General features: G+C 54.8%; 18 protein-coding genes. 10 read left to right on the forward strand and 8 right to left on the reverse strand.

Features of this window, described 5'->3' with window-relative positions:
* Positions 1-159 precede the first annotated feature (159 nt).
* The 5 genes from DXU84_RS12935 to DXU84_RS12955 are packed head-to-tail and all read left to right on the forward strand — an operon-like array spanning position 160 to position 7,193.
* Positions 160-1,743 (forward strand): ABC transporter substrate-binding protein, encoded by a 1,584-nt coding sequence (locus DXU84_RS12935; protein ID WP_153375914.1) that lies wholly within the window; start codon positions 160-162, stop codon positions 1,741-1,743.
* Positions 1,743-2,690, forward strand: a complete 948-nt coding sequence (locus DXU84_RS12940) for an ABC transporter permease (RefSeq protein WP_153375916.1) — start codon at positions 1,743-1,745, stop codon at positions 2,688-2,690. Before DXU84_RS12935 ends, DXU84_RS12940 begins: the two co-directional genes overlap by 1 nt.
* 11 nt (positions 2,691-2,701) lie before the next feature.
* Complete coding sequence (locus DXU84_RS12945; protein WP_013575055.1) at positions 2,702-3,529, forward strand: ABC transporter permease; 828 nt, start codon at positions 2,702-2,704, stop codon at positions 3,527-3,529.
* Positions 3,526-5,169 (forward strand): ABC transporter ATP-binding protein, encoded by a 1,644-nt coding sequence (locus tag DXU84_RS12950; protein ID WP_153375918.1) that lies wholly within the window; start codon positions 3,526-3,528, stop codon positions 5,167-5,169. The genes DXU84_RS12945 and DXU84_RS12950 overlap by 4 nt, the downstream gene beginning before the upstream one ends.
* On the forward strand, positions 5,166-7,193 hold the full coding sequence (locus DXU84_RS12955) for a CocE/NonD family hydrolase (protein WP_013575053.1): 2,028 nt from the start codon (positions 5,166-5,168) through the stop codon (positions 7,191-7,193). Before DXU84_RS12950 ends, DXU84_RS12955 begins: the two co-directional genes overlap by 4 nt.
* 178 nt (positions 7,194-7,371) lie before the next feature.
* Here DXU84_RS12955 and DXU84_RS12960 read toward each other — a convergent pair whose 3' ends face one another.
* Positions 7,372-7,818: a helix-turn-helix domain-containing protein gene (locus DXU84_RS12960; RefSeq protein ID WP_013575052.1), complete on the reverse strand. Its 447-nt coding sequence runs from the start codon at positions 7,816-7,818 to the stop codon at positions 7,372-7,374.
* Between the two features lie 113 nt (positions 7,819-7,931).
* On the opposite strand from DXU84_RS12960, the gene DXU84_RS12965 reads away from it, so the two are divergent.
* Together DXU84_RS12965 and DXU84_RS12970 are read left to right on the forward strand one after the other, a co-directional pair.
* Positions 7,932-8,726 carry an SDR family oxidoreductase gene (locus DXU84_RS12965; RefSeq protein WP_037034883.1) on the forward strand — a complete coding sequence of 265 codons (795 nt, stop codon included), beginning with the start codon at positions 7,932-7,934 and terminating at the stop codon, positions 8,724-8,726.
* Between the two features lie 92 nt (positions 8,727-8,818).
* Positions 8,819-9,508, forward strand: coding sequence for a fumarylacetoacetate hydrolase family protein (locus tag DXU84_RS12970; RefSeq protein ID WP_013575050.1), 690 nt, complete (start codon positions 8,819-8,821; stop codon positions 9,506-9,508).
* A gap of 20 nt (positions 9,509-9,528) precedes the next feature.
* Here DXU84_RS12970 and DXU84_RS12975 read toward each other — a convergent pair whose 3' ends face one another.
* The 7 genes from DXU84_RS12975 to DXU84_RS13005 all read right to left on the reverse strand — a co-directional run bounded on the left by DXU84_RS12975 (position 9,529) and on the right by DXU84_RS13005 (position 17,768).
* Positions 9,529-10,335, reverse strand: a complete 807-nt coding sequence (locus DXU84_RS12975; protein WP_015689685.1) for a hypothetical protein — start codon at positions 10,333-10,335, stop codon at positions 9,529-9,531.
* Positions 10,335-10,532, reverse strand: a complete 198-nt coding sequence (locus DXU84_RS12980) for a hypothetical protein (RefSeq protein ID WP_013575048.1) — start codon at positions 10,530-10,532, stop codon at positions 10,335-10,337. The genes DXU84_RS12975 and DXU84_RS12980 overlap by 1 nt, the downstream gene beginning before the upstream one ends.
* Positions 10,533-10,666: 134 nt before the next feature.
* Positions 10,667-12,148 (reverse strand): L-asparagine permease, encoded by a 1,482-nt coding sequence (gene ansP, locus DXU84_RS12985; RefSeq protein ID WP_153375920.1) that lies wholly within the window; start codon positions 12,146-12,148, stop codon positions 10,667-10,669.
* Between the two features lie 230 nt (positions 12,149-12,378).
* A complete protein-coding gene (gene bglG / locus DXU84_RS12990) occupies positions 12,379-13,227 on the reverse strand; it encodes a transcriptional antiterminator BglG (protein ID WP_015689683.1) in 849 nt (282 codons plus the stop codon).
* Positions 13,228-13,395: 168 nt separating this feature from the next.
* Positions 13,396-14,793, reverse strand: coding sequence for a glycoside hydrolase family 1 protein (locus DXU84_RS12995; protein WP_015689682.1), 1,398 nt, complete (start codon positions 14,791-14,793; stop codon positions 13,396-13,398).
* Between the two features lie 22 nt (positions 14,794-14,815).
* Positions 14,816-16,690 carry a PTS beta-glucoside transporter subunit IIABC gene (bglF, locus tag DXU84_RS13000; RefSeq protein WP_153375922.1) on the reverse strand — a complete coding sequence of 625 codons (1,875 nt, stop codon included), beginning with the start codon at positions 16,688-16,690 and terminating at the stop codon, positions 14,816-14,818.
* Between the two features lie 304 nt (positions 16,691-16,994).
* Positions 16,995-17,768 carry an SDR family NAD(P)-dependent oxidoreductase gene (locus DXU84_RS13005; RefSeq protein ID WP_013575043.1) on the reverse strand — a complete coding sequence of 258 codons (774 nt, stop codon included), beginning with the start codon at positions 17,766-17,768 and terminating at the stop codon, positions 16,995-16,997.
* Positions 17,769-17,886: 118 nt separating this feature from the next.
* On the opposite strand from DXU84_RS13005, the gene DXU84_RS13010 reads away from it, so the two are divergent.
* The 3 genes from DXU84_RS13010 to DXU84_RS13020 all read left to right on the forward strand — a co-directional run bounded on the left by DXU84_RS13010 (position 17,887) and on the right by DXU84_RS13020 (position 22,872).
* On the forward strand, positions 17,887-18,786 hold the full coding sequence (locus tag DXU84_RS13010) for a LysR family transcriptional regulator (protein ID WP_153375924.1): 900 nt from the start codon (positions 17,887-17,889) through the stop codon (positions 18,784-18,786).
* A 298-nt stretch (positions 18,787-19,084) separates the two neighbouring features.
* Positions 19,085-20,497, forward strand: a complete 1,413-nt coding sequence (locus DXU84_RS13015) for an MFS transporter (RefSeq protein ID WP_015689678.1) — start codon at positions 19,085-19,087, stop codon at positions 20,495-20,497.
* Positions 20,494-22,872, forward strand: coding sequence for a glycoside hydrolase family 3 N-terminal domain-containing protein (locus DXU84_RS13020; RefSeq protein ID WP_153375926.1), 2,379 nt, complete (start codon positions 20,494-20,496; stop codon positions 22,870-22,872). Before DXU84_RS13015 ends, DXU84_RS13020 begins: the two co-directional genes overlap by 4 nt.
* The last annotated feature ends 110 nt before the right edge of the window (positions 22,873-22,982 follow it).

Consider the following 22,982-nt stretch of genomic DNA (forward strand, 5'->3'; position numbering starts at 1 on the left):
GCCGCGCATTTTTCGCATACCCTCATGATAAATTCTCATGCAAGTTCAACAGGGGGTTTTGATATAAATCATCAAGGCAATCCATTGCGCCAATTTAGAAACACCCGGGGTATTTCGCCTGCACCTATAAAATTCCAGCACGTACTATGGAGATAATTAATGAAAGATAATAATTCCCCTTTGACGAAATTAATGCAGGATGCACAACTTAGCCGTCGCGGCTTTATTACCAGCGTTTCCGCTGTGGGTATTACCAGTGCTATGGGCTTTTCACCATTCTCTGCTTTTGCTGCTGAGCCGAAAAAAGGCGGCATATTAAAACTGGGTATGTCAGGGGGAAATACCAGTGATACGCTGGACCCGACATTATTCAGCGACTGGGTGCCATTAAATCAGGCATATATGCTGATGAACGGCCTGATTGAAATTGATGAAAATAACAAAGCCACGCCTGAATTGTTCTCCGCCTGGGAAGCCAAACCCGGTGCCACCGAGTGGGTGTTTACCGTTCGTGATGGCGTCACCTTCCATAATGGTAAAAACCTGGATGCAGATGACATTCTTTATTCCATCAACCTGCATCGCGGCGACAAATCCAAAAGCGCCATCAAAACTCAACTGGCCCCGATTACCGGTCTGACCAAACAGGGCGACAACCAGATCCTGATCACGCTTGAAAGTGGCAACGCCGACCTGCCGTATCTGCTGGCGGATTACCATCTGGTGGTGGTACCCAACGGCTTTACCGACTGGTCGCATCCGATCGGTACCGGCGGTTTTATCTTTGATCAGTACGAACCGGGCGTGCGATCGCTGTTCAAACGCAACCCGAACTACTGGAAGCCGGATCGCGCCTTTGTTGATGCCGTGGAAGTGCTGGTCATCAACGACCCGACCGCCCGCACCAATGCCCTGATTTCCGGCCAGGTTCACGCGATTAACCGTGTCGATTTCAAAACCGTCGATTTCCTTAAACGCAGCCCGGCACTGAACATTGTGCGTTCATCCGGCGGTCAGCATTTCACCTTCCTGATGGATTGCAGCGTCGCACCGTACAACAACAACGATGTGCGCATGGCAATTAAACACGGCATCGACCGTCAGAAAATCCTCGATACCGTGCTGCGCGGCTACGGTTCGCTGGGCAACGACCATCCGATCCCGAAGACAGACCGCTTCTTCAATCACAGCCTGGAACAGCGCGTTTACGATCCGGACAAATCGAAGTTCTACCTGAAAAAAGCCGGTCTGACGGATCTCAACATCGAACTGTCCTCCTCTGACGCCGCTTTTGCCGGTGCGCTCGACGCCGCCGCCCTGTTCCAGGGGCAAGCACAAAAAGGCGGCATTCAGGTCAACATCAAACGCCAGCCCGCCGACAGCTACTGGGACGATGTATGGATGAAAGCCCCGTTCAGCATGGGTTACTGGGGCGGACGTCCGACGGCTGACCAGATGTTCTCCACCGCGTATCAGTCGACTGCCAAATGGAACGACACCCACTGGAAAGATGAGAAGTTTGATGCCCTGCTGTTGCAGGCCCGTTCCCTGCTTGATGAAGGCAAACGCGCTGAAATCTATGGTGAACTGCAAAGTATCGTGCGCGACGACGGCGGTGCAATGATCCCGCTGTTTGGCGATTATCTTGATGCAGCCAGCAAAAAAGTCGGCGGTATCAGGCCACATCCGATGTTCAACTTCATGGGTGGTCGTCTGGCCGAGCGCGTCTGGCTGGAGGCATGATGAAAAAACGGATTTTACAGCGGATCCTTTTAGGCATTATCACGCTGTGGCTGGTTTCTGTGCTGATTTTTATCGGCACGGAAATGCTGCCCGGCGACGTCGCGACGGCCATTTTAGGCCAGAGCGCCACGCCTGAAACCGTTGCCGCGTTGCGCCTGCAACTCGGGCTGGATGAACCGTCTGTGCTGCGCTATCTGCACTGGCTGGAGGGTATTATGCACGGCGACTTAGGGCATTCGCTGGCGAACGGTCGCGCCATCAGCGACGAACTGCTGCCGCGTCTGGCGAACACCTTGTTCCTCGCCGGGTATGCCGCGGTGATCGCTATTCCGCTGGCTGTCGGTTTGGGGATCGCATCAGCCATCTGGCGCGGTTCCGTTTTTGACCGGCTGGCAAATACCCTGACGCTCATCAGCATTTCGGTGCCGGAGTTTTTTGTCGGCTACATTCTGGTGATCGCCTTCGCCATTCGTCTGACCTGGTTCCCGAGTCTGGCAATGGTCGACAGCAGTTCGTCGTTCATCGACCGCCTTTACGTCTGCACCCTGCCGATGCTCACCCTGACGCTGGTGGTGCTGGCACACATGCTGCGCATGACGCGCGCCTCAGTCACTGCGGTGATGGCCAGCCCATATATTGAAAGCGCGGTGCTTAAAGGCATTCCGCGCTGGCGCATCGTGGTCGCGCACGCGCTGCCAAACGCCCTTGCACCGATCATCAACGTGGTGGCATTCAATCTGGCCTATCTGGTGGTCGGTGTGATCCTGGTGGAAGTGGTGTTTGTCTATCCGGGCATCGGGCAATACATGGTGGATGCGGTAACCAAGCGCGACCTGCCGGTGGTTCAGGCCTGTGGCCTGCTGTTTGGCGGCACTTACATTTTCCTCAACACCACCGCCGACTTACTGGCGATCTGGTGCAATCCACGCCTGCGCCATGCGCGCTAAAAGGGGGACACATGAACCGATATTTCATTAACATCCCGCTGTCGGCCTGGATAGGGATTGTGATTATTGCGGTGAACCTGCTGGCAGCTATTTTTGCGCCATGGCTCGCCCCGCACAGCGAAACCGAACAGGTCGGCGACATCTGGCTGCTGCCTTCCGCCGCCACGCCGTTTGGCACTGACAGTCTCGGGCGCGATATGCTTTCCCGCATTCTGTTTGGCGCACGCACCACCATTGCCATCGCGCTGACCATCACTTTCAGTTCTTTTATCATCGGCATTATCACCGGATTTACGGCGGCAATTTACGGCAAATGGGTGGATGTGGTGCTGTCACGTATCGTCGATACCGTGATGTCGATTCCGGTGCTGATTTTCGCGCTGATCGTATTGTCGGTGATGGGCACGTCCATTCCCGTACTGGTGCTGACCATCGCCCTGCTCGACGCCACCCGCGTGTTCCGTCTGGCACGGCTGGTGGCGCAGGCGATTGTTTGTCAGGAATACGTCGAAGCTGCGCGTCTTCGTGGCGAAGGGTTGCGCTGGGTGCTGTTCAAAGAAATTCTGCCCAACGCCCTGCCGCCGCTGCTGGCGGAATTCGGGATGCGCTTCTGCTTTACCTTCCTGTTTATTGCGGGCTTAAGTTTCTTAGGTCTGGGCATTCAGCCGCCATATGCCGACTGGGGCAGCATGGTGCGCGACAACGCGCAGGCGATTAACTTTGGTCAGTTCGCGCCGTTGTATCCGGCAGCGGCGATTGCCCTGCTGACGATTGGGGTCAATCTGGTGGTCGACTGGCTGCTGGCGCGGAATAGTCTGCCGCACGGAGATGAAGCATGACACGCACAATTTTAGAAATGCGCGGGCTGCGCATAGAAACCCTCGACGGTTCGCCGCTGGTGCAGGATATTTCCCTGAAACTGGCGGCGGGTGAAGTGCTCGGTCTGATTGGTGAATCCGGTGCGGGCAAGTCTACCATCGGGCTGGCAGCGTTAGGCTACGCGCGTCAGGGCTGCCGCATTGCCGGTGGCGAAGTTTTCCTGGATGGCACCGATATCGTTTCTCAGCCTTCCAGCGTAAAGCGCGAATGGCGCGGCAGGCGCGTGGCGTATGTGGCGCAAAGCGCGGCGGCGTCATTTAATCCGGCGCTGACCATCGAAAAACAGGTCTGCGAAGGCCCGATCCGCCACGGTCTGATGAACAAAGAAGAAAGCCGCCAGTGGGCAATTTCACTGTTCCGCTCACTGGATTTGCCGGATCCGGAAAACATCGGCAAACGCTATCCGCATCAGCTTTCCGGCGGCCAGCTTCAGCGCGCAATGGCTGCGATGGCGATGTCCTGTAAACCTGATTTGCTGATCATGGATGAACCGACCACCGCGCTGGACGTCACCACGCAAATTGAAGTGCTGGTGATGCTGCGCAAACTGGTGCGTGAATTCAACACCGCCGCGCTGTATATCACCCACGATCTGGCCGTTGTCGCACAACTTGCCGACCGCATTATGGTGCTGCGCCACGGCAAAGAGGTGGAAACCGGCAGTACGCAAACCATTCTGGAAAACCCGCAGCAGGAATATACGCGGCGTCTGGTGGCAGAGCGTGAACACGCACTAACACCGCTGGCCGATGGTCATGAATCTGCCGGTCAGCCGCTGCTGACCCTGCGAAAACTGAGCACCGGCTACAATGGTAAACGGGTGGTACACGACGTCAGCCTGCAACTACCGCGTGGCAAAACGCTGGCGATTATTGGCGAATCCGGCAGCGGTAAAAGTACGCTGGCGCGGGCGCTGGTCGGATTGCTACCCGACACCGAAGGCACGGTAGATTTCGACGGCATTGCGCTTTCGCACAATTTTCACCAGCGCAATAAAGAAACGCTGCGCCGCATGCAGATGATTTATCAGCTGCCTGACGTGGCGCTGAATCCGCGTCAGACGCTGCTGGATATCATTGGCCGTCCTCTGACCTTCTACTTTGGGATGAACAAAAAACAGGTGCGCGAGCGCGTGGAAGAGTTACTCCGCCTGACTGAACTGCCGCTTAAACTGATCGACCGTCGTCCCGGCGAGTTTTCCGGCGGGCAGAAGCAGCGCGTCTGTATCGCCCGCGCACTGGCCGCACAGCCGGAACTGATTATCTGCGATGAAGCCACGTCGGCGCTCGATCCGCTGGTAGCGGAAGAAGTGTTGAATCTGCTGCGCCGCTTACAGCAACAGCTCGGGCTGTCGTATCTGTTTATCACGCATGATCTGGGCACGGTAAAACGGATCGCCCATCAGGTGGCGGTGATGTATCAGGGTCAGGTGGTCGCCAGCGGCGATACCGACGTGGTCTTCAGCGCGCCAATGCACAGCTACACTGAAAAACTGCTGACCTCCGTACCGGAAATGCGCACCAGCTGGCTGGACGAGGTTCTCGCCCTGCGCGGCACGGCGCTTCCTGCGGCAGCCATTTCTTCGACAGGAGTCTTATGAGCACCAAACGCATCGTGACTGAATTCCCTCACGCCGTCACCGTGACTGAACATCTGTGGATCCCGCTGAGTGACGGCACACGTCTCGCTGCCCGCCTGTGGCTGCCGGATGACGCTGAACACCAGCCGGTTCCGGCCATTCTCGAATACATTCCTTACCGCAAACGCGACGGCACCCGCACCCGCGACGAACCGATGCACGGCTTTTTCGCCGGTAACGGCTACGCCGTGGTGCGCGTGGATATGCGCGGCAGCGGCGAATCCGACGGATTGCTGGCGGATGAATATCTGTTGCAGGAACAGGACGATGCGCTGGAGGTGATTGAGTGGATCACCGAACAACCCTGGTGCAGCGGCAACGTCGGTATGATGGGGAAATCCTGGGGCGGCTTTAACAGCCTGCAGGTCGCCGCCCGCCGCCCTGCCGCCCTGAAAGCCATCATCACCGTGTGTTCAACTGACGACCGTTACCGCGACGATATTCACTACAAAGGCGGCTGCCTGCTTAATGACAATCTCTGGTGGGGCGGCATCATGCTGGCGTACCAGAGCCGACCTTCCGACCCCGCACTGGTCGGAGAAAGGTGGTACAAAGACTGGCTGAACCGTCTGGAAAACATGCCATTCTTCCCGGCATTGTGGATGGAACATCCGCTGCGCGACGCATACTGGCAGCATGGTTCGGTGTGCGAAGACTGGTCCGCCATTCAGTGTCCGGTGATGGCCATCGGCGGCTGGGCGGATGCCTACAGCAATGCAGTGTTCCGCCTGATGGACAATCTGAAAGTGCCACGCCGCGCCATTCTCGGTCCGTGGGCGCATATCTATCCGCAGGACGGCACACCGGAACCGGCGATCGGTTTCCTGCAGGAAGCGGTACGCTGGTGGGATCACTGGCTGAAAGGCGAAGACAACGGCGCGATGGCAGGCCCGATGATCCAGACCTGGTTGCAGGACAGCCAGCCGCCCTCGGCGATGCGTCCGGTCAGCCGTGGTGAATGGGTGGGATTTGATCGCGGCACCGCCAGCAATATCAATCACATCCCGCGCTGGCTCACACGAGGCCAGCTCAATACTCAGCCGGATGTTGATGCAGGCGTTATCAATATCTGTTCACCGCAGAATCACGGTCTGATGGCCGGTGAATGGATGGGGGCCGGTGTGCCCGGCGAAATGCCGCCGGATCAGCGTGTCGATGACGGCATGGCAGAAATCTTTGATGGCGAACCGCTGGCCGAGCCGCTGACCATTTTTGGCTTCCCGGAATTTAGCGTCGAACTGAGCAGCGATAAACCGGCTGCGATGTTGTACGTCCGGCTTTCTGACGTTGCACCGGACGGTTCGGTAAACCGTGTCACGCACGGCTGGCTGAATCTGTCGCATCTGCACGGCCATGATCAATCTGTGCCGCTTATCCCCGGTCAGAAAGTCAAAGTACCGGTACAACTGGATGGTATCGCGCACCGCTTTGCCACCGGTCACCGGATGCGACTCTCGCTGGCGACCACCTTCTGGCCGATGATCTGGCCGATGGCAGAGGTCGCCACGTTGACGCTGGATTTGCACAGCGCGCAGCTCAGCCTGCCGGTGTGCGAACAGCCGGTATCCATCGACGGCCCGATTGCTGAGCCACAAAGCGCGCCGCTGACACCGCAAACTGTGCTGTCGCCAGGGCGCGTGGATCGCAACATCACTTACGATTTCCTCACCGACAGCTGGACCAGCGTGACCAACGGCGTGGGTGGCGTTTTCGGTGAAGGCGTTTACCGCTTCGATGATATCGACACGACGGTCGATCACAATCTGCGGCGCGAGCTGACGGTCAGTAACAGTGATCCGTTATCCGCGCGCTATCTGCTGACGCAGACTATGAAGATGGGACGTGAAGGCTGGTGGATGGAAGCAGAAATCACCCTCGAACTACGCAGCGACCTGACGCACTTTATCGTCAGCGGCGATATGGTGGTCAGCCTGAACGGCGAAGAGGAATTCACCAAATACTGGCACGAGAGGATTGCGCGGTAATGTTTTTTTGCTCCCATAAGCCGTGATTTTGCCTTGCTCCTCCCCCTGCGAAGGGGGAGGCCGGGAGGGGGTTTTAAGGGCTGACACCTCGTTTAAGTAAACTTCAACTTATTGATTTAACTTTAATACCCCACCCCAACCCCCCCTTCGCAGGGGAGGGAGTCGACCGAATTCTCGATCAAGATTCAGGAATAATCGCCTTTATATCCCGGCTTTCGAGCACCCGCCCGTCCTGCGCATGGATTTCCAGCTTACGCAGCGGCTGGCGATTTTCGATATCTACCAGTTGCGTGCAGGCTTCGCCAGCTTCAAACAAATATTCACTTCCCCACTGCCCCAGCGCGACCAGCACCGGTTGCAGCGCCAGCCCTTTTTCCGTCAGCACGTAATCCTGATACGCCGAACCATCTGCCGCCGGTTCAATCTTCATAATGCCTTCGGCAACCAGCGCTTTCAGGCGGGAACTGAGAATGTTCTTCGCCGCCCCCAGACTGCGCTGAAATTCACTGAATCGTGAGAGGCCGTACATCGCATCGCGGACAATCAGCAACGTCCACCAGTCGCCGATTAAATCCAGCGCACGGCCAGCCGGACAAGGCGTGTTTTCCAGACGGGTTCGTTTCATGGCACTTCCTGCTCAATGCGGTTTAAAAAATCTGGTTGCATTATAAAACCACCAGTGCTAAAAATCACCTGGTTTTATTATTAAACCACCCTATCCAACACCGAGGTTCTACTATGTCAGATACAATTCGCACTCAGTCCGTGGCCTTAATCACCGGCGCATCAAGCGGCATCGGGGCCACTTACGCCGACCGTCTGGCGAAACGCGGTTATGATTTAGTGCTGGTTGCCCGTGATGCAACGCGCCTGAAAACACTGGCTGAACGCCTGCAGGATGAAACCGGCGTAAAAATCACCGTGTTACCCGCTGACTTAACCCGCAGCGAAGATCTGGCACGGGTAGAAGATTTTATCCGTGCAACACCGCAGATTTCCCTGCTGATCAATAACGCCGGGGCTTCGCTGAAAGCCGGTTTTGAAAACAGCGATGCGGATGCCATCGGGAATCTGATCACCCTGAACGTTACCTCCGTTGCCCGCCTTTCCCGCGTGGCCTTCGACGGTCTGATCAAGCATAAAGACGGGGCGATTATTAATATCGCCTCGGTAATGGCGCTGACGCCAGAACTGCAATCTGCGGTGTATTCCGCCACCAAAGCCTTTGTGCTGACTTTCAGCCAGACGCTGCAATTTGAAATGGCCGAGCGCGGTCTGTACGTTCAGGCCGTATTACCTGCCGCAACGCGTACAGAAATCTGGGAACGTTCGGGCAAAAATATCGATGAAGTGCCGGGTGTAATGGAAGTGGGTGAACTGGTGGATGCCGCCTTGCTGGGCTTTGACCGCAAAGAAAAAATCACCATTCCACCATTGCAGGACGAAAAACAGTGGGATGAATTTGATGCCCTGCGCAGTGCAATGGTACCGAACTTCCTGCAGGCTCACGCCGCACCGCGTTACAAGGCCTGACAGTGACACATTGACCAGTAACATAAATTTACTGGTCAATGTTGATTCGCTTTGCAAATATGTTAATTCGATAACTTTGTGAAGTGAATACGATGACTGAATATGTAATTGCTGCACCCGAAGTTCCGTCTCTCGCCGTCGAAGGCCAGAGCGCCCGCTTTCCGTTGCGCCGCGTGTATTGTGTTGGCCGTAACTATTCCGAGCACGCCCGTGAGATGGGTCATGATCCTGACCGCGAACCGCCTTTCTTTTTTGGCAAACCGGCGGATGCCGTGGTTCCCGCCAGCGGCAATGTGCCGTACCCGACGCTGACCGACGATCTGCATTATGAAGTAGAACTGGTCGTTGCGATTGCCAGAGGCGGTAAAGATATTGCCGCTGAAGACGCACTGTCACACGTCTGGGGTTATACCGTGGGCGTAGATTTAACCCGTCGTGATATTCAGGCGCAGGCCAAGAAACTGGGACGTCCGTGGGATTTCGCCAAAGGGTTTGATGATTCCGCACCGGCGAATCCGCTGCAACCCGTGAGTCAGACAGGTCATCCGGCTGCCGGTAAAATCTGGCTCGATGTGAACGGTGAAAAACGTCAGCGCGGTGATTTGAGCGACCAGATCTGGCAGGTAGCGGACGTCATCAGCTATCTCTCTCAGGCGGTTGAACTCAAGCCCGGTGATCTGATCTATACCGGTACGCCAGCAGGTGTGGGTCCGGTAGTGCGCGGTGATGTGATCACCGGCGGCATCGAAGGTCTGAGTGATTTCAGCTTCACTATCGTGTAATGCATGCAGGACGCCTTATTTCAGGCGTCCTTCTCACCAATTTTCCGGGCCATTTCTTCTTCAACCAGCGGAATAAGCTTCTCGAACGCACAGGCACTTGACGGGTCAAACAGCGACAGCGTTTCTATCTGGCTCAGTAAAATCACCTTACGAAACTTCAGCGCGCTCACCGGATCTGACACCGGCGTGATGCCATGTTCCTGATAATAGCGGGCATAATTATGCTCAACGCGCAGCTCCAGTGTGTCTTTATCGCGATAACCGCTGACCATCGGGATCACGACCACATTGTCCGACGAACTTGTTTCACACCTTGCGGTATGCACCATGCCGATATAAACACGCCGCGACTGCAGGGTGATGAATACCATATCGCCCTCTTCCATACACTGATACAACAGTCCTTCCACGCCGTTGGCGCGGGTAAGTTGTTTGTACAACTCTCTGCGTCCGGCAGTATTAAGGCGTAAGCCCGGTGACCAGGTAGTGCGGACCAGACACAGCATCACGGAGACGGCAAGCATAATCACCACCGGTGCCTGAATGCCTAAGAAACTCCAGTTGATGAAATCACGCTGGTAGTGCACATCCTGATGTAAATGCGGCAAGGCGGGCAGCCAGTTGATGACACCGGAAATCCCCCACAGCGCCAGATATAGCAGTGCTATGACCAGTACACCCTGCAGGACAAAAATACAGCCATACAGCGCCACCAGAAAATAGACGTCCCAGCCAAAGGTGCGTTTAAGTTTGAAGCGCGATGAAATGTCGCGGGTGGTATACCAGTAGCCGCAGACCATTAACACCATGAAAACGGCTGTCGCCATTACAGCACGCTCATGCGTTTGACGTGGCGGGCAAAGTCTTGCTGCATCTCCTGATTAGCCGGATTGACTGATGCCGTCCCGTTTTCATCAATCAGAATACGCTCGCCCTCTTCCAGCGTATTTTCCATGTCTGCGGCGCTGAACAGTCCGAGGAACTTTTCCGGGCTGGAAAATATTTGTAAAACAATCTTCAACATAGGTTTGCCTCTCCTCATAAAAGAATAAGCCTAGTCAAAGGAAAGAGACATTGTGGCTGTTTCAGATTTTTTACGGGCAGGAATGAAAAAGGGCCGCCATGACGGCAGCCCTTTGCTGGAATCTGCGAAACGAATTACTTCGCTTCAATACTTTCCTGATGTGCTTCTTCCTGCGCAGCCTGTTCGGCATGCACTTCAGCAGCACGTTTGCGCAGACCCATCCAGCCCAGTACCAGCAGAATGATCAGCACCGGAATGGTCGCCACCGTGTAGGTGCCGTTCGGGTAGTCAAACGCCATCAGGATCAGAACGCCCGCCAGGAAGGCCAGCGTCAGCCACGAGGTCACCGGTGCCCACGGCATTTTGAAGGAAACGTCTTTCGCACGACCTTCTTTGATCGCAGTACGCAGTTTCATCTGACAGACAATGATGAAAGCCCATGAACTGAGGATGCCGAGTGAGGCGACGTTCAGGACAATCTCAAACACCTGCGAAGGCACGTAATAGTTGAGCACTACACCGATCACATAAATGCCGACAGTGACCAGAATACCGGCGTACGGCACCTGCTGCGCACTCATCTTCGACATGAATTTCGGTGCTGAACCGCCCATCGACAGGGAACGCAGAATACGACCGGTGGAATACAAGCCGGAGTTGAGGCTCGACAGCGCTGCGGTCAGAACCACGATATTCATGATGGCACCGATGTAAGGCACGCCCAGCTTGCTGAAGAAGGTGACAAACGGACTTTGGCCCGCCTGATAGGCATTCCACGGCAGCAACAGCACCAGTAACACCACGGAGCCGACGTAGAACAAAGCGATACGCCAGATAACGCTGTTAATGGCTTTCGGCAGCACTTTCTCAGGATCTTTGGTTTCGCCCGCCGCCGTACCGACCAGCTCAATGGCCGCAAAGGCAAAGACCACGCCCTGCACCAGAACCAGCGCCGGTAACAAACCGTGCGGGAAAATACCGCCGTTGTCGGTGATCAGATGCAGACCGGTGGTGTTACCGTCCAGTTGTTTGCCGGTGCCGAGGAACACCACGCCAACCACCAGGAAGATAGCAATCGCCGCCACTTTGATCAGCGCAAACCAGAATTCCATCTCAGCGAACCACTTCACGCCGATCATGTTCATGGTTGCCACTATCGCCAGTGCGCCCAACGCAAACATCCATTGCGGAACATCACCGAAGGTTCCCCAGTAGTGCATGTACAGAGCCACTGCGGTGATATCGACAATGCCGGTCATCGCCCAGTTCAGGAAGTACATCCAGCCTGCTACGTAAGACGCTTTTTCACCCAGGAATTCACGGGCATAGGATACGAAGCTGCCACTGGTCGGACGGTGTAAAACCAGTTCGCCCAGTGCACGCAGGATAAAGAATGAGAAAATACCACACACCGCATACACGATAGCCAGCGCCGGACCCGCCATCTGTAAACGCGCACCCGCGCCGAGAAACAGACCGGTACCGATAGAACCACCAATGGCAATCATCTGAACCTGACGGTTGCCCATACTCTTGTGATAACCATGATCGTGAGAGTCCAGCCAGCGCCGTTTAGCCGCGTGCTTCGCCTCTGCCGTTTTTTTATGAGACTTCATTATGAGTTGTTCTCCAAAATAACCTTCACCTGACGCCGGGTGCTGCAAGCAAACGATTGCAAGCCTCGCCGTTTATGGGGTTTACCCACTGTAGTTTTTTTAGCCGGAACTGTTTTGGTGCAATAACGGCGAAGGATGCTACCTGTTCTCACTAACCGTGGCAAAAAAAACCGTCATTAAAAATTGTGAACAGTCATATTTCGCGCAGCAAATTTTGCGCTTGCGTGCGCTCAGGACGATTCTTTCGGCAGACACTCTTTTCTCACCCGTTCGATATTAATGGAGAGATACATAATTTCTTCCGTGGTCAGTTCGCGCTGATATTGCGCGGCCAGATAATCGCCGATTTTTTCCGCGCACAGCCACGCCTGTGGGTAATTTTCTTTTACCGCCACGTGCAGGGTCATGTCATCGTCGGCCACCACCGTGCGGCTGAGCATCCGCTGGGCGAAGAATTTAAGATGGGTGACGAAGCGCTGGTAGCTCAGCGACTCCTCGTCGTATTCAATACGCAGCTGGTATTTCACCAGATTGAGGATTTCCTGCATCACGCGGGTAATCTGCGCCACTTCCGGCATTTCGCCGTTAAGCTGCGCATTGACCAGATGCAGGGCAATAAAACCGGCTTCATCCACCGGCAATCGCACGCCGAGGCGCGAATCGATGATCTCCAGCGCTTCCAGCCCGAGGGCATATTCCTTCGGGTACAGACGGCGGGTTTCCCACAGCAAGGCATTGCTGACCGGCACGCCCTTCTTCTGCCGTTCGATGGCAAAATTGCAGTGATCGGTGAGTGCGATATACAGGTTTTCCTGCAATTTCCCCAGCCGTCCCCGCGCCAGCGAAATAATCTGATCACAGGTGGTCATCACTTCCATCGGAATATGCGACAGCAACTCCGTCAGATGCGCGACCAGTTCGTCATTCTGCAGGGCAAAAATTTTCTCGATTTTGCTTTCATCCAGCTCATCCCCGGCTTTCTTCATAAATGCCAGCCCGCGCCCCATCACCACCTGTTCGCGTTGCTGCCCGCTGACGACAACCACCACATTATTATTGAGTATTTTGGCGATTTTCATTGTAACTCCCTGAAAAGAAAAACCTGATCGTCCGTATGGATGATCAGGTTTTGTCTGCCGCAGTCTTGGGATCTGCCTGATGATTTTACCAGATCCGATCCTCAGTCAGACGTAAATTTTGCCCTCAAAACGTGACGATGGCCTTAAGTCCCTTCAGACCGGATCAGATCAGGATGTTAATGACGCACCGTTTGAATTAATCACTTCCTGATACCAGAAGAAACTTTTCTTACGGCGGCGCTCCAGCGTGCCATTGCCCTGATCGTCGCGGTCTACATAGATATAACCATAACGCTTGGAGAATTCCGCTTTCGAGGCGCTGACCAGATCAATCGGTCCCCAGCTGGTGTAACCCATCACTTCCACGCCGTCTTCAATGGCTTCACGCACCTGAACCAGATGGTCATTGATGTACTGAATACGGTAATCATCATTAATGCTGCCGTCAGCTTCGACTTTATCCCGCGCACCCAAACCGTTTTCCACAATAAATAGCGGTTTCTGATAACGGTCATAAAGCTCATTCATTAAGAAGCGCAACCCTTCCGGGTCAATCTGCCATCCCCATTCGGAACTTTGCAGATGCGGGTTCGGCACCATATTTAATATATTGGCACGCGCTTTAATATTTTGTTCTTCATCCGTGGTGACACAACCGGTCATGTAATAACTGAATGAGATAAAGTCGACGGTTTCTTTCAACGCGGCTTTATCTTCAGAAGTAATATTAATTTCCATGCCGCGGTCTTTAAAGAAACGCGGCATATAAGCCGGATACGCGCCACGCACCTGAACATCGCCGAAGAATAACCAGTCGCGGTTCTGCTGCAAGGTTTCCATCATATCGGCCGGTTTGCAGGTCAGCGGATACAGCATTCCGCCAAGCAGCATATTGCCGATTTTGCCGTCAGGAATGATCTCGTGACAGGCTTTTACCGCTTTGGCACTGGCAACCAGCTGATGGTGAATGGCCTGATAGATGTCCTGTTTGCTGCTGTCTTCCGGCAATCCGACGCCGGTAAACGGCGCATGCAGCGACATATTGATTTCGTTAAAGGTCAGCCAGTGTTTGACTTTATCTTTATAACGGGTGAACACCGTGCGGGCGTAATTTTCAAAGAAACCGATGGTATCGCGGCTGCCCCAGCCACCGTGTTTTTTTACGATGCCGTACGGCATTTCGTAATGGGAAAGCGTCACCAGCGGTGTAATACCGTATTTTGCCATCTCATCAAACAGTCGGTCGTAGAATGCCAGCCCCGCTTCGTTCGGCTGCGATTCATCCCCCTGAGGGAAGATACGCGTCCAGGCGATTGAGGTACGCAATACGGTAAAACCCATTTCAGCGAACAATTTCATATCTTGCGGATAACGGTGGTAGAAATCGATGGCGACATCTTTCACGCCGAAATCCCCTTCCGTGCGTTCCTGCACCGGGCCGAAAACACCCTGCGGTTGCAGATCCGATGTGGATAAGCCTTTACCGTCGGTCAGGTAAGCCCCTTCAACCTGATTAGCGGCAACGGCTCCGCCCCATAAAAATCCGTTTGGAAATGGCTTGTTCATATGAACCTCCTGGCTCTGTTCGTTAGCGTAATAAAGTCAGTAAAAGGGTTTGTTCGCTGGCGTCCTGTCCGACACCGGCCGGAATGACGTCGAGATAATCGTCGCTGTTGGTGACCAGCACCGGCGTTGTCAGGTCGTAACCGGCATCCGTGATCCCCTGCACGTCGAATTCCAGCAACAAATCGCCCTGCTTCACCACCGCATCGACGTCAACGTGTGGCGTAAAGAATTTGCCGTCGAGCTTCACCGTATCGATGCCGACGTGGATCAGAATTTCTGCGCCGTCTGCCGATTCAATTCCGATGGCGTGATGGGTTTTGAACAGTGAAACCACCGTGCCGTCTACCGGTGAGACCACCCTTCCGGCGACAGGCACAATGGCCACACCTTTACCCAGCAGGCCGCTGGCGAATGTCGGATCTTTCACTGTATCGAGTGCGATACACGGTCCGCTCATCGGGCTGGCGATCAGCGTTTTGCCGCGCGGCGCCTGTAACGCATCGGCCTGAGCCTTTTCGCTGACTTCCGGCGCGACCGCTTCTTGTTTTACACCGAAGAAATAAGTCGCCAGTGCGGCAAACAACAGCGCAATCAGGGTGCCGGCAATCCCGGCGGTCACTGTTTTATCAAAACCAGTGGGCGGAATAATCTGGGTAAACGTGAAGACACTGGGGAAACCGAAGGAATACGCCGTGGTCTGGAAGTAACCGAGCACCGCAGCGCCGAGCGCACCGCCGACGCAGCCGAAAATAAAAGGACGCCGATGCGGCAGGGTGATGCCATACACCGCCGGTTCCGTGATACCGAAAATCCCGGCGCTGATCGCCGACCCTGACAATGCTCGGGTACGGACATCTTTGGTCCGCAGCATCACACCCGCGACCGCACCAACCTGTCCCATCACCGCAGGCAGTAACAGCGGCAGCATGGTGTCATGGCCGAGCACGCTGAAGTTGTTGATCATCAACGGCACCAGCCCCCAGTGCAGACCGAAGATCACACAGACCTGCCACAGTGCGCCCATAAAGGCACCGGCGACCATCGGGCTGACGTGATAAACAAACTGGTAGCCATGGGCCAGTTGCTGACTGGCCCAGGTCGCGACCGGCCCGATAACCAGGAATGTCAGCGGCACAATCACCATCAGGCAGATCAGCGGTGTGATGAAGTTACGCAGCGCGCCGGGTAAAATTTTCATCGACTGCTTTTCCAGCCAGCTCGATGCCCACGCGGCCAGAATCACCGGAATGACCGAAGAGGTATAATTGATAAAGACCAGCGGGATGCCTAAGAAATGCTCGCTGTGCGCGCCGGACTGCTGCACATCAAATGCGGCGATCATCAGCGGGTGCACCATCGCGCCGCCAATCATCATGGTCACAAACGGATTACCGCCGAATTTTTTACCGGCGGTATAACCGATCACCAGCGGGAAGAAATAAAACATAGCGTCGCTGGCGGCGAACCAGACTTTATAGGTACCGCTTTCCGGCACCATCCAGCCACAGGCCAGCGCCAGTGCCAGAAAACCTTTGAGGATCCCCGATGCCGCCATAATGCCGATAAACGGCGTGAAAATGCCGGAGATGACATCTATCGCACGGGCAAACACACTGCCGTTATCACCCCTGTCGTCATCGCTGCCGTCTGAAAGCGCGCTGCCTTTCACCAGCGCTTCATAGACGGCACCGACGTGATTGCCAATCACCACCTGAAACTGACCGCCGCTCTCGACCACCATGATCACGCCCGGATTTTCTTTCAGCCCGGCAGCATCGGCTTTGCGGGTATCTTTTAGCTTGAAGCGTAAACGGGTGGCACAATGCACCACACTGTTGACGTTGTCTTTTCCGCCCACTCCGCGGAGAATTTCGTCGGCTAATGTTCTGTATTCCATAGTGTCATCTCATCAGAGTAAGGGCGTCGTGCACGACATTGCCGTTGTATTTCAAAGGGGCGGCCTGCCCCTGAATTCAGGCCAAAAAAAAACCTAAACGTCCGGTCTCTTCGTCATACACGAAGAAACGAGAAGTTTAGGTTTTGCCTGTCAGACAGTAACAATCCTGCTTTCTGAAACGGATTCTCGGGCGAATCGGAAACAGAAACAAGTCGTAATATTCGCCGGATGATGAAACTGTGATCGGCTTCAGACTTTGTGCAGACTGACGCCCGTCCCTGAGCCTCGGTCTTTTTTGTCCTGACTAACGCAGCCCCGCCACCGTAAATCCGCCATCGACCAGCAGATTCTGACCGGTCACAAATCGCGCTTCATCACTGCACAACCACGCCACAACATCCGCGACATCTGCCGGTTCGCCCACGCGCCCTGCGGGTGTCAGGCGTACAAAAGGGATCAGCGTTTCTTCATTTGCGCCCATCCGCCGCGCCATCGGGGTATCGATAATGCCGGGATTAACGTTATTGATGCGGATATTCTGCGCACCGGTTTCCAGCGCTATAGCGCGGATCATCGCGTCAAGCCCTCCTTTGCTGGCGGAATACGCAGCAGAGCCAATACTGGCTCCGTGCGCCAGCCAGGAAGAGGTATTCACAATCGCACCGCCACGCCCTGCGGCGGTCATGGCTTCCAGCTGATATTTCACTGACAGCCAGACGCCTTTCAGATTGGTGGCAATCACCCGGTCAAATTCCGCTTCTGTCATGTCACTGACTGGCGCAAAACCTTCCACACCCGCATTATTAAACGCGGCGTCCAGTCGCCCGTAATGCGCCAGCGTCGCGGCAATAAGATGCCGGACCTGTGCGCTGTCTGACACATCGGTCGGCACCGCCAGGGCATCACCGCCCCGTTCACGGATCATCATCACCGTTTCCTGGAGCGCCGTTTCCCGTCTTCCTGCCACCACGACTTTCGCACCATCGCGTGAAAACGCCAGTGCGGCTGCCCGCCCGATGCCTGAGCCACCGCCCGTGACCAGCGCAACCCGCCCCTGTAACCGTAATGTTTGCGACATATTTTTCTCCGTTGATGAATTTTCCAAACCGAGGCCTGACTATAAGCGCATTGATTATTGTGAATAAGCCATGTTATATCGCATGCTTTACTGGCTTTTATTCATCAATAGGAAACTGATGCGCACCCACGAATTCGGAGAACTGAGAGCATTTGTCGCCGTAGCGGAAGAGAAGAGTTTCCGCAAAGCCGCGGCGCGGCTAAATTTAACCGCTTCAACGCTGAGCCATTCCTTACGTTCGCTGGAAGAGCGTCTGGGCATCAGATTGCTGAACCGCACAACGCGGCAGGTATCGCCCACCGAAGCGGGTTACGCATTGCTGGCGGAAGTGGTGCCGGCATTATCAGTCATCTCTGATGCGATGGAGAAAGTGAACGCTTTGAGGGGGATACCCAAAGGCACGGTGCGTATTAATACGCCACGCATCGCTGCTGACATGGTTTTCCTGCCGCAGTTGCCCAAATTTTGTCAGACGTTCCCGGATATCACGCTGGAACTTGCCACCAATGACGGTTTCGTGGACATCATCAGTGAGGGGTTTGATGCAGGCGTACGCATCCGGGGCGATGTTCAGCAGGACATGAGTGCGGTACGCCTGACCGCCGATTTTCACTCTGCGGTGTACGGTTCGCCGGATTATTTCGCCCGCTGCCCGCAACCACAAACGCCTGCCGATTTGAAAAACCATGCCTGCATTGGGCGTCGGGAAATTGCCAGCGGTTCGCTGTACCGCTGGGAGTTCGAAAAAAATGGGCGACAGATTACCGTGCCCGTCAGCGGGCCGCTGGTGGTCGACAGCGTCAGCATGATGACCCGCATTGCGCTCGATGGAATCGGGCTGGTGTACAGCGCGCAGAGTGCTGAACATGATGCGCTGGTGGCGGAAGGTAAGCTGATCCGGGTGCTTGAAGACTGGTCGGTCACCTTTCCCGGATTCTTTCTCTATTACCCCGGCCACCGCCAGTTACCCGCCGCATTAAAAGCGGTGACCGGTTATTTCCGCTGGCGGGAAGAGTGATAAAAACCCTGTCTCAGCCCATTCACCGGAGATGGCATCCCGCTCAACGCGGGCCTTTGCCAGTCCGGATCCACGCGCCGATGAAGCAAACACCGCCGTCAGTTTGATCCCGTTCACAAATAAAAAACAAAATCAAAAAACGTAAATTGCATATTCATTTCCTCAATTGTTTACCTGAGTTCTATTCACAATACTTTTGGCACCATTTTACTTCCCAGGCTGTTTATCTTTTTTTCCGTTAAAGACATGAATTATTTTCCGTCGGTTATCTCTCCTTACAGAAAGCAGGTAACAAATAATGGTGATCACTCCGGTTCTTTCAGTAAAAGATAAGATTGGCTACGGACTCGGCGATATGGCCAGTGCGCTGGTCTGGCAAACTGCGACTTTATTTCTCGCTTATTTCTACACGGATGTTTTTGGTTTACCCGCCGCGATCATGGGCACACTATTTTTAGTGGTACGCGCCGTGGATGCCTGCGTAGATCCCTGCATCGGTGCGCTGGTTGATCGCACCACAACACGCTATGGAAAATTCCGTCCGTGGCTGCTGTGGTTTGCAATACCGTTTGGGGTCTGTTGCCTGATCACATTTTATGTACCAGACATATCACCGACCGGTAAAATTATTTATGCAGCAGTCACTTATACATTACTCAGCCTGGTGTATTCCGCTATCAATGTGCCGTATTGTGCCATGCCGGGGGCGTTAACACTCGACCCGCGCGAACGCCATTCGCTGCAGTCGTGGCGCTTCGGACTGTCATTTGTCGGGGGGCTGGTGGTGACAGTGATCGCCCTGCCGCTGGTGGCAAAACTCGGCGCAGGTAACCCGCAGAAAGGCTATTTCTATGCCATGAGCCTGATGGGTTTGCTCGGTATCGTATTATTTTTCTGTTGTTTCGCACTGACGCGTGAGCGTTATCAACCGCGCAATGACACCTCCGGTTCAATGCTGAGCGACCTGAAATTACTGTGGAATAACTCACAATGGCGCATTGTTTTTATTTTTAATATCTTACTATTATGTGCCGTCGTTATCCGTGGTTCCGCCACCATGTATTATGTGAAATATGTGCTAGGCCGCCCGGACCTGATTTTTAATTTTATTGTTTTTGGCATGATCGCCTCGTTATTTGGTGCACTATTGTCTGAGAAAATACTGGGTAAATTCGACCGGATTAAATCCTATCAATGGACAATTCTGACTTTTGTGGTGTGTAATGCAGCGATTTTCTTTATTCCCTCCCCTTCCGTCAGTCTTATTTTCGCCCTCAATCTTGTGTTCAGTTTTATCCAAAACCTGACCACGCCGCTGCAATGGACGATGTTCTCCGACGTTGTGGATCACGAAGAATCCCGCACCGGCCGCCGGCTTGACGGGCTGGTATTCTCCACTGCGCTGTTTGCCATCAAATTCGGGCTGGCACTGGGCGGTGCCATCGTCGGCTGGGTGCTTGGTATGGTCGGTTACCTGCCGAACGGCGCCACGCAAAGTGCTTCGGTGATGTTGACCATCAATTCACTGTTCACACTGGTGCCCTGTGCGTTATTCCTGCTGATGGCCGCGCTGCTTTTTACCTACAAACTCAACAGCCGCACCATGCAAACTATCGCCTTATCCCTCGCAACGCGACGTTCTTTCGGGGGCGACGATGACCCCGTGCTCAGCGGTTCACGCCCTTTGATTAATCAAGGAGATGTAAGATGACTTATCTTTATCAGGATGCTTCACAGCCCGTTGCCAGCCGCGTCGCCGATCTTCTGGCACGCATGACGCCGGAGGAAAAATTCGCGCAGATGCATGCGTTCTGGCTGATCCTCGACAGCAACGGCAATCACAAAGAACGTACCGATCTGAGCGATGATTTTTCCGGTCACAAACAGAGTCAGGCGCTGGAACAGCAACTGGCATCTGGCGCCGGGCAAATCACCCGTCCGCTCGGCACGCACGTGGTCAGCCCGGCAGAAGGCGTACAGGCGCTGAACCGGCTGCAAAAAACGCTGGTAGAAGACACCCGGCTGGGTATTCCGGCGATGTTCCACGAAGAATGTCTGGTCGGCTTATTGTGCAAAGACGCCACACTGTTTCCCTCGTCCCTGAGCTACGCCTCAACGTGGGATCCGCAACTGATGGAGCAAATTGCAGGTGCTATCCGTCAGGAAGCACAAAGCGTTGGTTGTCATCAGGGGCTGGCACCGGTTCTGGATGTGTCGCGCGATGTGCGCTGGGGACGTACCGAAGAAACCTTTGGTGAAGACCCGTATCTGGTCGGCGTGATGGCGACCGCTTACGTGCGCGGATTACAGGGCGAAGCGCGGGACCTGCTGGCCACGCTGAAACATTATGTCGGGCACTCTTTCAGCGAAGGCGCGCGCAACCATGCGCCGGTTCATCTTGGTTTTCGCGAGCTGAATGACACTTTCCTGCTGCCGTTTGAGATGGCGGTGAAGCTGGCGAATGCCGGTTCGGTGATGCCTGCATATCACGACATTGATGGTCAGCCTTGCCACAGCGATCACTTCCTGCTGACCGAAATCTTGCGTGAACAATGGGGGTTCGACGGTCTGATTGTTGCCGATTACGGTGGTGTCAGCCTGCTGCATCAGCATCACGGTGTCAGCCATGACGATGCCGAATCCGCCGCGCTGTCGTTCAATGCGGGTCTGGATATTGAATTACCGAAAGGTGACTGCGCACAACATCTGGCGGATGCCGTTTCGCGTGGCCTGATTGATATGGCGAAAATTGACGAAATTGTCGCACGCGTGCTGACTGAAAAATTTCGCCTTGGCCTGTTTGAACAGCCTTACGCCATTGAGCCTGAGCCGCAGCTTCAGCAACCTGCCACGCGGGAACTGGCCTGGAAAGCCGCGGTCCGCTCAATCACTCTGCTGGAAAATAATGGCATCCTGCCGCTGAAACCCACATCCGGCCAAAAAATCGCGGTGATCGGCCCGACGGCAGATGATCCTCTGGCGTTGCTCAGCGGTTACAGTTTCCCGGTGCATCTGATCATCAGCGAAATGGAAGCGCAGACGGAACAGATCACCACGCCGTTACAGGCCTTGCGTGACGCCTACGGCGAGCAAAATATCCGTTATACCAAAGGTTGCCATATTCTTGAAAAACGCACAGCGAGCGCGCCGGTCTTCCCCGGCGATGCCGCAACACCCATGCAAAACTCGCCGGTATCACGAAGTACCGCGCTGATCCCGCAGGCCGTAAAACTGGCGCAGGAAAGTGACGTCGCGCTGGTGTTTGTCGGCGATCTGGCCGGTTTATTCCAGAGCGGTACTGTCGGCGAAGGCTCTGATACAGACAGCCTGCAACTGCCGGGCGTTCAGCAGCAGTTGCTGGAAGCCGTGATCGCAACCGGCAAACCGACCATTGTGATAATGACCGGCGGTCGTCCGTATTCCCTTGGCGGGCTGGAAGAAAAAGTCGCCGGATACCTGATGGCATTTGCACCCGGACAGGAAGGGGGACGCGCCATCAGCGACATTATCAGTGGCAAACAGGCTCCGTCCGGGCGGCTGGTGGTTTCCGTACCGAAAAGCGCCGGTGCGATGCCGTATTACTACAATCACAAACTGAAAAGTGGCGGCACGCCGATCGCCTTCCACTTTGGCGCAAAATACCCGTTTGGCTACGGACTGAGCGGCACCACGTTCCGCTATCACGACCTGCAACTCAATCAGCAACCGGTCGCCATCGAAAATGGCGATATTGCAGTACAAATCAAAGTCACCAATACCGGAAATCAGGCGGGCAGCGAGGTGGTGCAGGTTTATCTGCGTGACTGTGTGGCATCACTGGTACGCCCGATGCAGGAACTCAAAGCCTTTGAACGCGTTGAACTGGATGCCGGACAAACTGCGACGCTCAGTTTCAGCATTCCGACCGATATGCTGAATTTCACCAGTCACGCCGGTAAGCGCATCGTCGAACCGGGTTCTGTTGAAGTTCAGGTGGGCTCTTCAAGCGCCGATATTCATGCAACAGGAAAGGTGATTCTGGCGGGTGAAGTACGCGAGTTGCCACGTAACTGGCGGATGGTCAGCCGCTGTGAAGTCAGTCGTTAATACCTGATGAGGGAAAGCAAAACGGACGCTCAGGGCGTAATGCCGATCGTTTAAGGATCAGTTGACCGATCCGGTGGCTCGTGTAAAAAGGGTTCATGCTCATCATGGAC

Origin of the sequence: Rahnella sp. RcJ3 (assembly GCF_009498575.1) — a bacterium.
Lineage (GTDB): Bacteria > Pseudomonadota > Gammaproteobacteria > Enterobacterales > Enterobacteriaceae > Rahnella > Rahnella aceris.